The organism is Nostoc sp., from assembly GCF_036917755.1.
Lineage (GTDB): Bacteria > Cyanobacteriota > Cyanobacteriia > Cyanobacteriales > Nostocaceae > Nostoc.
On sequence record NZ_JBALFC010000050.1, the window covers coordinates 106,658 to 121,230 of the forward strand.

The 14,573-nt window shown below is 41.8% G+C and carries 13 protein-coding genes; 9 read left to right on the forward strand and 4 right to left on the reverse strand.

What is annotated here, in order from left to right:
• Positions 1–103: 103 nt before the first annotated feature.
• Together V7L05_RS12580 and V7L05_RS12585 are read right to left on the reverse strand one after the other, a co-directional pair.
• Positions 104–1,471, reverse strand: coding sequence for an LLM class flavin-dependent oxidoreductase (locus V7L05_RS12580; protein ID WP_335164483.1), 1,368 nt, complete (start codon positions 1,469–1,471; stop codon positions 104–106).
• 117 nt (positions 1,472–1,588) lie between these two features.
• Entirely contained in the window at positions 1,589–2,953 is a 1,365-nt protein-coding gene (locus tag V7L05_RS12585; protein WP_335164484.1) for an LLM class flavin-dependent oxidoreductase, read from the reverse strand.
• Between the two features lie 601 nt (positions 2,954–3,554).
• Between V7L05_RS12585 and V7L05_RS12590 the strand changes: the two genes are divergently transcribed.
• Positions 3,555–3,905 carry a pentapeptide repeat-containing protein gene (locus tag V7L05_RS12590; protein WP_335164485.1) on the forward strand — a complete coding sequence of 117 codons (351 nt, stop codon included), beginning with the start codon at positions 3,555–3,557 and terminating at the stop codon, positions 3,903–3,905.
• A gap of 380 nt (positions 3,906–4,285) precedes the next feature.
• Here V7L05_RS12590 and V7L05_RS12595 read toward each other — a convergent pair whose 3' ends face one another.
• Positions 4,286–4,891: a Uma2 family endonuclease gene (locus V7L05_RS12595; protein WP_442937025.1), complete on the reverse strand. Its 606-nt coding sequence runs from the start codon at positions 4,889–4,891 to the stop codon at positions 4,286–4,288.
• Positions 4,892–5,036: 145 nt separating this feature from the next.
• Between V7L05_RS12595 and V7L05_RS12600 the strand changes: the two genes are divergently transcribed.
• The 3 genes from V7L05_RS12600 (at position 5,037) to V7L05_RS12610 (ending at position 8,506) form a co-directional block, all read left to right on the forward strand.
• Positions 5,037–5,528: a hypothetical protein gene (locus tag V7L05_RS12600; RefSeq protein WP_335164486.1), complete on the forward strand. Its 492-nt coding sequence runs from the start codon at positions 5,037–5,039 to the stop codon at positions 5,526–5,528.
• 1,410 nt (positions 5,529–6,938) lie between these two features.
• Positions 6,939–8,060: a response regulator gene (locus V7L05_RS12605; protein ID WP_335164487.1), complete on the forward strand. Its 1,122-nt coding sequence runs from the start codon at positions 6,939–6,941 to the stop codon at positions 8,058–8,060.
• A 56-nt stretch (positions 8,061–8,116) separates the two neighbouring features.
• Positions 8,117–8,506, forward strand: coding sequence for a response regulator transcription factor (locus V7L05_RS12610; RefSeq protein ID WP_335164488.1), 390 nt, complete (start codon positions 8,117–8,119; stop codon positions 8,504–8,506).
• 292 nt (positions 8,507–8,798) lie between these two features.
• Here the strand turns inward: V7L05_RS12610 and V7L05_RS12615 are convergent, their stop codons facing one another.
• Positions 8,799–9,764: an SGNH/GDSL hydrolase family protein gene (locus V7L05_RS12615; RefSeq protein ID WP_335164489.1), complete on the reverse strand. Its 966-nt coding sequence runs from the start codon at positions 9,762–9,764 to the stop codon at positions 8,799–8,801.
• Positions 9,765–10,528: 764 nt separating this feature from the next.
• On the opposite strand from V7L05_RS12615, the gene V7L05_RS12620 reads away from it, so the two are divergent.
• The 5 genes from V7L05_RS12620 (at position 10,529) to V7L05_RS12640 (ending at position 14,409) form a co-directional block, all read left to right on the forward strand.
• Complete coding sequence (locus tag V7L05_RS12620) at positions 10,529–11,881, forward strand: helix-hairpin-helix domain-containing protein (RefSeq protein ID WP_335164490.1); 1,353 nt, start codon at positions 10,529–10,531, stop codon at positions 11,879–11,881.
• Between the two features lie 204 nt (positions 11,882–12,085).
• A complete protein-coding gene (locus tag V7L05_RS12625; RefSeq protein WP_335164514.1) occupies positions 12,086–12,682 on the forward strand; it encodes a hypothetical protein in 597 nt (198 codons plus the stop codon).
• A gap of 408 nt (positions 12,683–13,090) precedes the next feature.
• Positions 13,091–13,621, forward strand: a complete 531-nt coding sequence (locus V7L05_RS12630) for a hypothetical protein (RefSeq protein WP_335164491.1) — start codon at positions 13,091–13,093, stop codon at positions 13,619–13,621.
• A 115-nt stretch (positions 13,622–13,736) separates the two neighbouring features.
• Entirely contained in the window at positions 13,737–14,051 is a 315-nt protein-coding gene (locus V7L05_RS12635) for a hypothetical protein (protein WP_334946553.1), read from the forward strand.
• Entirely contained in the window at positions 14,041–14,409 is a 369-nt protein-coding gene (locus V7L05_RS12640; RefSeq protein WP_335164492.1) for a pentapeptide repeat-containing protein, read from the forward strand. The genes V7L05_RS12635 and V7L05_RS12640 overlap by 11 nt, the downstream gene beginning before the upstream one ends.
• The last annotated feature ends 164 nt before the right edge of the window (positions 14,410–14,573 follow it).

A 14,573-nucleotide genomic window follows, 5' to 3' on the forward strand; every position in this document is an offset into this window, starting at 1 on the left:
GAATACATTTTCTGTAGAGACGGCGATTTATCGCGTCTCTCTACAATTTTCAAATTCTGTAGGGCGGCGATCTACAGAAGGTGCAATTTAATGAAAAATTCATTTACGCTACCACCAGGTTCTTGTTCACTTGTTTAGCAGCAAGACCATTGCTCGGACGACGCAATCCCAGGTTTTCACGCAGGGTACTGCCTTCGTATTCGGTACGGAACAGTCCGCGTTTTTGCAAGACGGGGACGACTAGGTTAACGAAGTCATCTAATCCTGTGGGCAGGATTGGCGGCATGATATTAAAGCCATCTGCCGCACCATTGTTAAACCATTCTTCTAACTGGTCAGCGATCAATTCCGGCGTACCGATAATGGTGCGATGACCCCGCGCGGTAGCGACAGAGAGATACAACTGGCGCAGTGTTAGGTTGCCGCGATTTACGAGATCCGTCAGCAACTTGAGGCGGCTCTTACCACCGTTGGTATCACTAGGCAATGGTGGTGCAAGATCGTCGAGTGAATAGCCAGATAAATCAATGCCCTTATAACGTGTTTTGAGTAAGCCCCACGCTACCGATGAGTGAATTAGTGATTGCAGGAATTCGTATTTTTCTTGGGCTTCTTCTTCAGTGCGGCCAATCACCGGAAACACACCCGGCATGATTTTCAAATCGTCCAGATGGCGGCCATATTTAGCCAACCTGCTTTTCACATCCGCATAAAATTCTTGCCCGTCTTCGAGTGTTTGGTTGGCAGTAAAAATAACTTCAGCAGTTTGTGCCGCCAGCTCACGACCGACTTCTGAAGCACCAGCCTGCACAATCACCGGATAACCTTGAGGCGGACGACCGACATTCAAAGGGCCTTTTACAGAAAAATGTTTGCCTTTATAGTTGAGTGTATGCAGTTTATCCGGGTCGAAATAGACACCAGATTCTTTGTCGCGGATGAAAGCATCATCTTCCCAGCTATCCCACAAGCCTTTGACCACTTCCACAAACTCTTCGGCGCGTTCATAACGCTGTCCATGCTCTAGATGCTGGTCGCTACCGAAATTACCGGCGGCATTCTCATTGCCTGTGGTGACTACATTCCAGGCTGCTCGGCCGTTACTTAGGTAGTCTAGCGAGGCAAACTTACGTGCAAGGGTGTAGGGTTCTTCATAGGTCGTCGAAGCGGTAGCAACAAAGCCAATATGTTTGGTTAGTGGGGCGAGTGCGGAAAATAGGGTCACTGGCTCGAACTTAGCTAATTTGCCGTTGCGCTTCAGCACCTCCGGTTCACTGTTGTCTTGTAGGCTGGGGCTATCGGCAAGGAAAACTGCATCGAACAAGCCGCGTTCGGCTGTCTGGGTAATTTCCTTGTAATGCTCGAAATTTAATCCAGCATCTGCTTGTGAATCGGGGTGCCGCCAAGCGGCGATATGGTGGCCGGTGGCTTGAATGAATGCACCTAAACGAAACTTACGTGTTGTACTCATATGTATGTTTGTTTTCTATAGTGCGTTAGCAGTAGCTCTACCGTTGGTATCGCTAATTTGTGTATAACTAATGAATTTTCATGTCTGCTTAAGCACGGTGCAGATATTAAAAGTCATTTACGCCAACACCAATCTTTCATCCACTTGTTTGGCGGTAAAACGATTGCCCGGACGACGCAATCCCAGGTTTTCACGCAAGGTACTGCCTTCGTATTCGGTACGGAATAGTTCGCGTTTTTGCAAGATGGGAACGACTAGGTTAATGAAGTCATCTAATCCTGTGGGGAGGATTGGCGGCATGATATTAAAACCATCTGCTGCACCATTGTTGAACCATTCTTCTAGCTGGTCGGCAATGCTTTCGGGAGTACCAAGGATGGTACGATGTCCTCGTGCGGTGGCAAGAGAGAGATACAACTGGCGTAGTGTGAGAGTGCCACGAGTCGCCAAATCTCTGACCAGCTTGAGACGACTTTTGTTAGTGTTGGTGTCGCTAGGTAGTTCAGGAGCCGCATCATCTAAAGAATATTTAGATAGATCCACACCTTTGTAATAGTTCTTTAAAATACCCCAGGCGACATCGGGATGGATTAACGATTGCAGGAATTCGTACTTCTCTTGAGCTTCTTCTTCAGTACGGCCAATGATTGGGAAAGCACCAGGCATAATTTTTAGATCGTCTGGCGATCGCCCATATTGTGCCAGCCTACCTTTTATGTCAGTATAAAATTCTTGTGCATCAGCTAGGGTTTGATTGGCGGTGAAAATCACCTCGGCAGTGCGTGCGGCCAAGTCCCGTCCCGATTCGGAGGCTCCAGCCTGAACAATCACGGGATAACCTTGGGGCGGACGACCGACGTTCAAAGGGCCTTTTACAGAAAAATATTTGCCCTTGTGGTTAAGTGTATGTAGTTTATCTGGGTCGAAATAAACACCAGATTCTTTGTCACGGATGAAGGCATCATCTTCCCAACTATCCCACAATCCTTTCACCACTTCCACAAACTCTTCAGCACGTTCATAACGCTGGCTGTGTTCCGGGTGATGCTCAAGCCCAAAATTACGTGCAGCATTCTCATTGCCTGTGGTGACAACATTCCACCCTGCCCGGCCTTTACTCAAGTAGTCCAGGGAAGCAAACTTACGTGCCAGGGTGTAGGGTTCTTCATAGGTGGTCGAGGCGGTGGAAATGAAGCCGATGTTTTGGGTCACGGAGGACAAGGCCGAGAAGAGAGTGACCGGCTCGAAATGGGCAATTTTACCGTTGCGATACTGAGTTTCTGGAGCGCCGCCCCAGACTCCTGGACTGTCCGCCAGGAAAACTGCATCGAACAACCCGCGTTCGCCTGTCTGGGTAATTTCCTTGTAATGCTCGAAATTCAGACCAGCATCTGCTTGTGAATCGGGGTGTCGCCAAGCAGAGATATGATGCCCAGTGGCTTGAATGAATGCACCTAAACGAAACTTGCGTGTTGTACTCATCTGCTTTTTTGTTTTTTATAGTGCGTTAGCGGTAGCTCTACGGTTGGTATCGCTAATTTGCGTATAGCTACGTCAACCCCTTCGGGGAATTCAAAATTCAAAATTCAAAATTCAAATCCCCATAAATCAATTTAGTGACTTATGAGAAGACAACAGCAGTCTTGCTTTCAACCACTGACATCCGCCCAAAAAATACAAGGGATGGCAGAGCGATAAAATCATTTCCCCATAAAGCTTTGAGGTACTCGTTTCTAGCTCTCAGGTATTCACCTCCTGCTAGATAGTGAATGTAATAATGGAATACTTTGGCAGCAACTAAACTTGTGCTTCCGTTGCCTACTAATTGCTCTACAAGGAATGAAATAACCGAACTGTAAGTAAGGTCAATACCACGGCAGAGCTAGGGATGCTACTGCTTGGCGCTCGAATTACCATAAATTTATCTAGTAATCTGACTCCGTAGATAGACTTTACACAATCCATACAAAAAAATATGTGTTGGAAATCACAATATTATGAAATACTAATTATTAGTTTATCGAATATTAAGTATTGCAAACTAATTTATGGACTTTGGGAACATTGATGCAAGAGGTGATTTATGGATGCTGAAGAGTTGCTCAAGCGTTATGCTGCTGGGGAGAGAGACTTTAGTGGGATTAATTTGGAAGAGGCTGACCTGAGTGGGGCTAACCTGAGTCGAGCTAATCTGTTGGCAGCTAATTTGAGTGGGGCTAATCTCAGCTATGCCAAATTGAGTCTGGCTAGGTTCATTGGTACTAATTTGGAAGGGGCTAGTGTGACCGATGCTGACGCTGTTTGCGCCAGATTTGAAAATGCTAATCTCAAAGGGTCTTACCTCAGTGATTTCGGTCGGGCTCACGGAGCTTATTTCCAAAATACTATTGTCGGTAATGGCGATATTCTTGTCGAAGAGAGTATTGAAGGGTGAAAAGTTATCGCTTCTTTTCTCAACCAACAAAGAACTACTCAAATAAGGATTGTCATATCTCTTTGTCTTTAAGCTGTACTTTTTCACTATTCACTTGGAACATTATTTAAATTAATTTTTATAAAATCTTAATATTTCTCAACTAAGTTTAAAAAACATTGGGATTGAGTTAAGAATTAAGAGCGATCGCTTGCCAACGTTTAGACCTGAGTTTTTGGGCGCGATCGAGTATCTCTGCAATTCGTCGCTGTTCTTCTAAGGTGGAACTGGAATCAGAATCTCTGAAGCTTCAGACTTGGTGAGTTTAGCGCGTGTAGTACCACTAAATAGAGTTGGGAGAAATCACTTCAGCAAATCCTTCATTCCCTGCTGAATCTCCATCACGCTCGTAAAATTTGAGCAGCAGTCAACTTTAGATCAGCAAATACAAGCGTTGCGATCGCACTATCTCCTAGATACACCTTCTCCTCATAAAAACCCTCTACCCATTCCAGAACCGTCACTCGCTGTTGTATCGGATCAACAATCCAATATTCAGCAATACCCCGCGCTGCATACTCAGATCGCTTGTAGCGATAATCACGACTGCTCTGATTGGGACTCACCACCTCAACCACCAATAACGGCGGTGGCATCTCTGGCATCACCGTAGATCGTTTAGCCCCCTCCATCGCAGTTGCCAACTCTTCAGAAAACACTACCAAATCAGGAACGCGCACCCGTGAGCCAGTAGTCACAATTTCCATTTTCATCGACAGCCGATAAGCAGGAATACCCAGTTGCACAAAGCAGACAAGGATAAACATGGCAATTCGTCGATTTATCTCACTCTCAGCCGTCATCAGAAGCAATTTTCCATCTTCAAACTCATAGAGAGCATCTGTACCATCGTCATAATTAAAGAACTCCTCAAGAGTCATATTCCCAGATGCAGCTTTATCTAATGTGATTGCCATAATCACCTTACCTTCTGGTAAAAACATCATTAGCTTGATCTATTATCGCAATATCTCCTCTAAGTCTTGAGTTCAGAATTAAGAGCGATCGCTTTGTAAAGGTTAGTTGATATTTCTTGTCAAACTGCTAGTGAAGTTAGAAACTAAGAAATATACAACACACGTAATTATTTATATGACTGCTATTTCTAGCCTTGAATTCAAACGGCCAATTTGGCAAACCGCAATCATAGTGACTTTGGGCTTCTGGCTTAGTGCTAGTCTAGTTTTAGACTGGGTAATTATGCCTAGTCTTTATCTTTCTGGGATGATGAGCCAAGCTGGTTTTACGACAGCAGGCTATACGATTTTTTGGAACTTCAATCGGATGGAATTATTCTCTGCTGCTGTAGTACTGACTGGGGCATTAGCTTTGAGCAAAACCCAATATCACTGGCGTATTGGCAGTATTGTTTTATCTGCGCTACTGCTAACTATAGCTATGCTTGACACCTATTTATTAACTCCGCAGATGTGCGCTATAGGAGTTCAACTCAACCTATTTGAAGCTGCTGCTGCTGTTCCATCGACAATGAATTTACTACACGGTGGTTATTGGCTACTGGAAGTAGTTAAGCTGGTGGCTGGTGGCACACTTTTAAGCTGGTGCTGGCGGGAGCAACTTTAACTAGATGGAGAAATATAACGGTGAGGATGTTTATTTCTAAATCTCACGCCCAAGACGCAAAGAAATTATTTGCGTCTTTTTGCTACATACACCTTATAGGTTAATGAATGCAATGTCTACCACGGGCTACGCCTACGCGTATAATTTTGTATTTATATTTGTGACTTTTAAAACTTGAGATTTTTCGGGCAAATTGCTACCATATAATGATTCACTCATCTATAAGTGTAATTAAATAAGCATCAGAAATTATCTTTTACTGTACATTTTCAGCCTTTCAGGACATCCGAAAAAATAAATATTTATGACAATTATCTGGAAGATGATATTAATTAGTTTTGATGTTTTGTTTACTGACTTATCATGAAGTTTATATATTTATGCTAACTTTTTTTGAAAATTATAGTAATCTGAATTTTAGTGAGTACGTTACTTGTTATCTACCATCTAGCTGAAAATAGCTATTTTGCCGGTATGTACTACCAATCAAGCATTTCGCTGTAAATTCTTGATTTGTCGCTCCAAACTGTACAGGGTGACTATTTAGCCCCATACAACATCAGAACCCGTTTCCTGTACTTATGAAGAGATTCCCTTCTGCTGAACTGGTCGCCTGTGCATCTCACCACATACCATCATGGCGGCAATTATCAGCTAACTCATCCTTGGTCGGAGGTTTACCATTACCATTTTTGTTGTGCAAGTGATAATTTTGCCCAATCCCAACACTAAGAGTTGCTCTACAATCACAAACTTAAGTAAGACATTGAACTTTTGGAATGCTTAGTTTTTAATAATACTTTTTCTTTTAATGAAGTTCCCCTCAAGAATAAACTTCTTGGAAAAGTACCTGACGACTTTCGTCATGGCGACAAAAACATAGTTCGTCAGTGCGGACTTAATGCCTAAAAGCCATGATACAAAGCCATTTTCGTCTACCTTACAGTAGGTTTTAGTCATTCCAGACTTTAATATTAGGGGTAAAAAAAACTTTTGCAAGAGAACTAAAGTATTTGCAATTGTAAGCTGCAAAATACGGATAACAATGATGCTTTTGTGACTGATGGGCGAGAGCCAATTGTCTGTGCGTGATACTTGAGTTACTGTTAGATTGGCTAGATTAGCGAAAGATACAGAAAACCAATCTAATTTTTGAAATACTATATCCTGGCAACTAGTCGGGCAATTTTGCTATTGGAAAATAGCATGAATTGGTTTAGTTATAACTCGTGCTTGATAGCTTAACAGAGATTGGTGAATTAAGAGTTGGGGGGTGTGGAATCTCTGTACTAACTCAAATGTTATCGCTATATTTATCTGACAGTGCTTCCAACAAAGTCGCGGTGAATTCCGAAAAGGTAATTCACTAATTTTGCCTGCAAATGTTAATTTTATTCCAGAGCTATCGCAATGAAGACACTTCCGATTAGTAGATACAGATTTTTTCAAAAGCTCCAGCCCTTATCTCTGTTAAAAAAAATCACTGGTAAGTCGGTTACTGGTTGTTTGCAGGTGTTTAGCACATCAGGCTCTTGGTCAATATATATGGACGAGGGTAAACTAATTTATGCTTGCTATTCAGAGAAAATGTTTGAGCCGCTTTATCGGAATTTGCAACGCTTGAGTCAACAAATTTCTACTCTCCCTTGCGGAATCGACCAACAGTTGCGGGCGATATTTGAAACTGGTATTGAAAATCAAGCAATACCGAATCCAGATTATCTGGCTATTTGCTGGTTGGTCAATCAAAAATATATCAGTCCGTCTCAAGCGGCGATACTGATAGAGCAATTAGCACTAGAAGTTCTGGAGTCATTTTTGAACTTAGAAGAGGGGAGTTATGAATTTATTCCTGACAGCTTTCTGGATGACATGCCAAAGTTTTGTTATCTAAATCTCCGCTTATTAGTTGAACGATGTCAAACGCCTCGAAGCGTTGGCGTTAGCCTCTCTGAAAGAGAAGACTCTCGTAGAGAAGCGGCTTATCATCAGACATCACCAACTTCTCAATCGCACCCCTCACAATTGTTCCAAATAAATCAGCTACAACCTCAAGCCAAAACTACACCAAAGTTGCCTAGAACAAACGGCTATAAACCAGCAGCCTACCCTATTAATACTAATGATCATAGAGGTCAGGGAATCATCCAACCGCCTGTTGACAAAAAACTATACACAATCTTTTGTATTGATGACAGTCCTGCGGTATTGAATGTTATTAAAAGTTATTTAGATGAGCAAACGTTTTCTGTTGTGGGAGTCACCGATTCTTTGAAAGCTTTAATGCAGATTGTTCGCACAAAACCCGACATAATTTTGTTGGATATTTCGATGCCTAATTTAGATGGATATGAACTCTGCTCTTTGCTGCGTAAACACTCACATTTTAAAAATACACCTGTGATTATGGTGTCAGGAAAAGTAGGATTTATAGATAGAGCTAAAGCTAAGATGGTTGGAGCATCAGGCTATTTAACTAAACCTTTTACACAAGGAGATTTACTAAAAGTCATCTTTCAACATATTGTTTAATTTCCTAATATAAAAAATAACTCCACTTCACCAACATATTTTTTGGAGATTTAAGGTTGAGTATTACCTGGATCGCTACCATTCTGGTTATAGAAGATTGCCTGAGTGAATTGAAATTAATTAGTCATTATCTCAGCGATAGAGGTTACAATATTATTAAGGCGACTAGTGCTAAAGAAGCTCTAGAAATAATCTTAGAAGAAAAGCCAGATGCGATTGTTACTGATGTAGTAATGCCGGGAATGAGTGGATTTGAATTGTGTCGCTTCATCAAAACAAATCTGACTAGTCAAAAAGTGCCGATTCTAATTTGTAGTAGCAAAAATCAGGCAATTCACTGCTTGTGGGCAAAGAAGCAAGCTGCTGATGCCTATATAACTAAGCCATATACGCCTGAGCAGCTACTGAATGTCATTCAATCGTTGACGCATAAACCGACAAATTAGTTTGTGCGACATAACACAATATTGTTCAGTTAAGAAGAATTAAGTAAGTGGGCAAGAATACATCAAACTATATTAAGGAATGTAAAATTAATTAAACTTGCTCGTAGTAAGGGGCTTCAGACCTTAAAATAGGGTGTAGCTACTGACTATAAACCTTTAATTATTCACGCCCACTAACTTATAGCGGTTTTCACTCGTCGGATGAGGTACAGAAAAACCCTTATTTAGCAATAGCTTTAGTCACTGAGCCTGTACCTTACCAGAGCAGGAAATGCTATAGTAGCCCATGTTATTAGTGAGCAAGTGACGCCTCCCCTAGTATTTCTAAAAGCGATCGCTCCATAACTTCACTGACAAATTTATTACCTTGCAAGTTCAGGTGAATATGATCGTGATATAAAGCTTGCGGGTTGGTAGTTGAATTAAATATCGGTAAAAAGTCTATATAATTAATTTGCTGTGCTTTGATAAAATCGTTCAAGCGCTGGCGAGCTTTAATTTCGTAATCGCGGGAACCTAGTTGACCAATTTCTCGCAGTAAGGGAGTCATCACTAATAGAAATTGACTGTTAGTTTGGCGAGTCAGGGCTTGAATTTTGCCGATCGCCTCCAGATTAATTCCAACGCGATCGCCTGCTTCATTATACACTGCTTTCATTTCGGGAATTGGCTTTTCCTTGACGATATAACGTTGCCACACTTCCACTAATGCTAGGGGAGGTTTACTATCGGGATAGTTGCGATCGCGTCCTACCGGTAAAGAAGTGGGAGGAGTAGCAAACAAATCATCGGTATTAATTAATAAAATTACCACTTGCGCGTTGAAATTGCTAAACTTCTGTAAATAAGCTAACTCGTTCCTTGGTCCCCAAGAGTTAGCTGAAGCGTTCAACACTTCTACTTCCTGATAATTACTATTAGTAGATGATGCTAGAGAACGCATCATCAGGCTTGATATTGTATTAGTCTGATCCGTCCACCAGCCACCATTGGCAATAGAATCACCTAACAGTAAAACTCGCAGCCCAGAAGGTGCAGGCGTCTTATTTATGGGACTACTTCGCATCGAATACTGATTAATTTCAATGCGATTACCAAAACGACGGGTATGCTGGTTAGGAGCCAATAAATAACCAATCTGCTCATCGCCAATGTAAATTAGGGGATTACCAAAGCCAAAGAGCGATCGCAGTCCGATCTCGACTACCACAAACAATCCCACAACCACCGCCAAAATTACGATCAGCGCCACTTTCACCTACGAACACCCTCTTATACCGAGTTGCTTTTCAACGATAGTAACTGACACATTCGGCATTGGAAAGAGGCAGAAGGGCGGGGTGCAGAAGGGAAAACTTTTCTCCTCAGCTAAGAGGATGTTTTAAAAGTATTATTGCTAACACCAAAAACTCCCAAACTTAACCCCCATATTCCCTTCTCTACAAGAGAATATAGGGGTTTCAAAGCCTCTTGAGCTTTCGGGGAAATGGAAGCGAGTTTTTTTGGTATACTTTCAGACTTGACAAACATCCTCTTAGAGGATGTTTGAAAAGTATTTTTTGTAACACCAAAGCTTCCCGAACCTAATCCCCTTTCCCTACGTTCGCGTAGCGGCACGAAGTGCGGGAATGGGGGTTTCAAAGCCTCTCTGAGCTTGCCTAACGGCAGGCTGACGCCAACGGCCAGAGGAATGGAAGCGGGGTTTCTAGTACACTTTCAGACTTGACAAACATCCTCTAAGAGTTCCCCTGCTTCTTCCCCACTCCTCAGTCATCTGACTAAGCGGATTAACTATGTATTGCAATGTGTTTAATAAATTTTAAAAGCAGCAATTATATAGCTATTAACTGTCTATTTAAGAGTTTGCCAAAGTTTTGATATATTTGGGCTACTTTTGTGTAAGAGTGTAGCAGTGTTTTCTAGTGATATAATTTTGTATTATAGGTATTAATACAACTACAATTGTCATCATTTTATCAATTAATTAATTTTGCAATTTTTTTTTTCGGGGGGTAGGTTAAGATGATAAAAATAGCCACACGTAAATATTTAGGGAAAGAAAATGTCTATGACATTGGAGTTGAGCGTGACCATAATTTTGCGGTTAAAAATGGCTTAATAGCTTCCAATTGTTTCAATAAATCCCATTCAACTGCATATGGTTATGTAACTTATCAAACAGCATATTTAAAAGCTAATTATCCATTGGAATATATGGCGGCACTGTTAACGGCTAACAGTGGCGATACCGATAAGGTACAGAGATATATTACTAACTGTACAAATATGGGTATTTCCATAGATCCGCCAGACATTAATCGTTCTGGTGTTGATTTTACGCCGACAGCCGGAAAGATTTTGTTTGGATTTTCGGCGGTGCGTAACGTGGGACATAATGCGATCGCCTGTATTTTGGAGGCGAGAAATGAGACAGGAGAGTTTAAATCCCTCGCTGATTTGTGCGATCGCGTCGATTTACGTGCTGTTAACCGCCGCACTCTAGAATCGCTGATTTACTGTGGAGCGTTGGACAAAATTCAACCCAACCGCCAACAGTTAATTAACGACTTAGAATTAGTGTATGATTGGGCGCAATCTCGCGCTAAAGACAGAGCTAGTGGTCAAGGGAATCTCTTGGATTTATTAGGCGACGGATTTTCTTCAACTCAGAATAAAAGAGTAAAGAATGCCTTTGAAACTGTTCCCAAATCTCAACCTGTGATGGATTTGCCCCCACAGAAAAAGTTGCAGATGGAGAAAGAATTATTAGGCTTTTATGTATCAGATCATCCACTGAAATCCTTACGGCAAATAGCACCACTTTTGACGCCAATTAACCTTTCGCAACTGGGAGAACAAAAGGAAGAAATAAGGCTTTGTGCAGTTGTCATGTTGAATAACGTGAAAAAAGTGGTTACGAAAAAAGGTGATCAGATGGCAATTTTGCAAATAGAAGACCTCACTACACAAACAGAAGCTGTAGTTTTTCCTAAAATCTATGAACGCATTAGTTCCCTACTCCAAGTTGATACCAGATTGATTATTTGGGGAAAAGTAGATCGACGCGACGAGCAAACTCAATTTATCCTTGAAGATGCAGAACCAGTGGAAACAGTACAAATGGTGATGGTGGAGTTAAATCCCCAGCAAGCAAATAATATCGAAGAACTACATCGCTTGAAAACAATTTTGCAAGAACAGTCAGGAGACAAAGAAAAGGCAAAAATGCCAGTGATTGGAATTATCCAAACTGAAAGTTCTCGTAAACTTGTTCGCTTGGGTTGGCAATTTTGCGTACAAGATTCTAGAATAACTGTTCAAGCTTTGCAAAACGCCAGTTTTACTGCTCATATAAAATCGCTGACTGGTAGCTGAGGCCAGGAGTGAAAAATCCACCAAATACTAAAAAGCAAGTTAAAAATTAATTTTACTCAACTGTCAACAGTAAATTACCTTAAGTATTCAGGATTGGGATCGTTTTTTTAGTTACTTATGCGGATGATATTTTCCTTAAGGTAGTGGTATCTTTTTATGCTAATACCCTTAAGGCTGCGACCGGGGGAAGGAGTTAGGAACTTGATGATCGTAAACGAGCTACATAAATTTGTTTCATACTGTAAAAGAATTCAACCCCAAACTCAGGAGGACATTCAAAAGTTTTTTGAAGGAGTGATCTTGTTTCCTTATGATAAGGAACTTCTCTTGCAAGCTTATTTATTTCTGAATATTAAAGACTTGTTTCCCTCGTGCGCTGAATTGCTGTTATTTGAAAAATCTCCAATTTCAGATTATACAGATTTAGGGAAGTGTGATTTTGTCTTCCTGACCTTTAAAGGTAGTCTGTTTTTAATTGAAACTAAGTTTATTGATACAGAAGCAACAGGAGCTACAGAAAGAAAAAGAAGAAATAAACACAGAAACAAGGTATTTGAGCAAGTTATTACTTTAAAAGGCCGATTTAGTGAATATTGGAATATGAGGCTAGATCAATTAGAATGCGGGGTTTTCACAACAGATTCAGAAGTTGCTTGGCGAGGAAATGGTGTGAACGTCACATCTAAATCAATATCTATAGATTATCTCGAAAAATGGCGAAGAAGTTATCACAGTAGTGAAAAAGTTTCATCTCATCAAGATGGTTCAAAGTTTGAGGGAAAGGTTAATTTAAAAGGTTAAGTCAAGACCCAAGTATACTTTTTATGGTGATTTGCCCCCCGTAACCTTGTAAAATTTGTTGAGCGATGACTGCTGCGGGCTGTGACGCTCGTTCGCCCTTGGCGCCTCCCCTTGGGAGAAGACTCGCTAACGCTTCTCTACCAGACCCAACTCTTAGAGACGCTACGCGTAGCAAGATCCCGTTCGCCCCTGGCGTCCCGTAGGGAAGGGTACGGCAAGCTCAGGGCATCGCGCTACGCGTAGCTTGCTTTCCCGTAGGGGTACACTATCGGTGATGCAAGTCCGAGTCCAAATTTGCCAGATTCTTAAAAGCAATTTCGTCTTTGTCCAACCATCGGTAACGTTGACCCGGAAAACATGTCAGATTACTTGAATAAGTACCAAAAGTCTGACAGGAAAAACATACTAATGAGAATTTGGGCTACTGCTGCTGTGCTAGCTTCTTTTTGGCTAATATCTGGGGTCATAGGTTCTGAGCCAATCAACGCTACTTCTGTTGTGCTAGAAAATGCTATATCATCTCCTGCACCAACGAATACAAAACAGATTACTGTTATTAACACCGAGTTCGGGCTGAAGAGAGTTGACTCCAAAGGTAACGTTACCATTTTCCAGACAACAAGAGTGCCACTTCAGGAAGGAAACGCCTACGGATGGCGGATTAAACTCAAAAACTACCAAGGTGAAGTGAAATGGCGCGAAGTCTTGCATTTACCAAAACCTCCAGAAACTTGGGGTACAGATAACGGTGAAGACTTCTCAATATCAGCAGACGGCACTACATCAGTGACACGGCGCACACAGTCGGCTCCAGAGGGTGTGATTGAGAATTTTTGGACGATCGCTCCTGGCGATCCGGTTGGTAAGCATAGAATAGAAGTCTATATTGATGACCGTTTGATCAGTACTTTCGAGTTTGAACTTATTCCGGTTAAGTAGATGTGAAAGGGATTGACGATTTTGGATTAAATTTTAATCTAAAATCTAAAATCTAAAATCTAAAATTCTCACAGTATCTTAGAAATAGAAGTTTGATTGTTGTTGAGTGGCGATCGTGAATACAGAGGAATTCCTGCGATTGATCGAAAACCAGCGCTCATGTCCTCAGACACTGCCAAAAGTGCTGCAAGCAATGTGGTATGACAAGAAAGGTGATTGGAGCAAAGCTCATGAAATAGTTGCAAATGCCAGCGATGCCGATAGTGCCTGGGTTCATGCTTACCTGCACCGCAAAGAAGGCGATTTGAACAATGCCCGTTTCTGGTATCAACGCAGTGGTCAGCCAGAGTTTTTGGAAGAACTAAGCCAGGAATGGGAACAAATAACTTCTGTATTGCTAAGGAAGGTCAACGCGACGCATGAATGCTGAAGAATTAAAAAGGCGTTTTGCCGCCGGAGAAAGATATTTTCCAGCCATCAACTTGAGTCGGGACAAGCTGATTGGAGCCTATTTGCCTGGAATCAATTTATGGGGATCTGACTTGAGTGGAGCTAACCTAGCTAAAGCTAAACTCTGGGGAGCAGATTTAAGTAGAACTAACTTAGCCAAAGCGAACTTGACTAGAGCTAATTTGAGCGGTGTCAAACTGAATGAAGCAAATCTCCGCGGAGCCAAACTCAACTATGCCAAGTTGTATGGAGCGAATCTGACTGGTGCTTACTACGATGAAAGTACGCGGTTTTCTAGAGGTTTTGACCCCATCAGTAGAAATATGCGAAAGGTCTAATCCTCATCCCCCGCTCACAATCTCCACCTTATGAGTACATTGAAGGTGGGGAGTGCGATTCGTTAAATTTAAATGTAGGGTGCCTTAGCCTACGGCATAACACAACGCCACTTGCTACCCTGCGGGAACGCCAAGGGCGAACAACGCGGGACACCCGCGCAACG

Bases quoted from the DNA above. Each gene is read 5' to 3' on its own strand.
- V7L05_RS12580 (WP_335164483.1), bottom strand. From the start codon at position 1,471: ATGAGTACAACACGTAAGTTTCGTTTAGGTGCATTCATTCAAGCCACC.
- V7L05_RS12585 (WP_335164484.1), bottom strand. From the start codon at position 2,953: ATGAGTACAACACGCAAGTTTCGTTTAGGTGCATTCATTCAAGCCACT.
- V7L05_RS12590 (WP_335164485.1), top strand. From the start codon at position 3,555: ATGGATGCTGAAGAGTTGCTCAAGCGTTATGCTGCTGGGGAGAGAGAC.
- V7L05_RS12595 (WP_442937025.1), bottom strand. From the start codon at position 4,891: ATGATGTTTTTACCAGAAGGTAAGGTGATTATGGCAATCACATTAGAT.
- V7L05_RS12600 (WP_335164486.1), top strand. From the start codon at position 5,037: ATGACTGCTATTTCTAGCCTTGAATTCAAACGGCCAATTTGGCAAACC.
- V7L05_RS12605 (WP_335164487.1), top strand. From the start codon at position 6,939: ATGAAGACACTTCCGATTAGTAGATACAGATTTTTTCAAAAGCTCCAG.
- V7L05_RS12620 (WP_335164490.1), top strand. From the start codon at position 10,529: ATGATAAAAATAGCCACACGTAAATATTTAGGGAAAGAAAATGTCTAT.
- V7L05_RS12625 (WP_335164514.1), top strand. From the start codon at position 12,086: ATGATCGTAAACGAGCTACATAAATTTGTTTCATACTGTAAAAGAATT.
- V7L05_RS12630 (WP_335164491.1), top strand. From the start codon at position 13,091: ATGAGAATTTGGGCTACTGCTGCTGTGCTAGCTTCTTTTTGGCTAATA.
- V7L05_RS12640 (WP_335164492.1), top strand. From the start codon at position 14,041: ATGAATGCTGAAGAATTAAAAAGGCGTTTTGCCGCCGGAGAAAGATAT.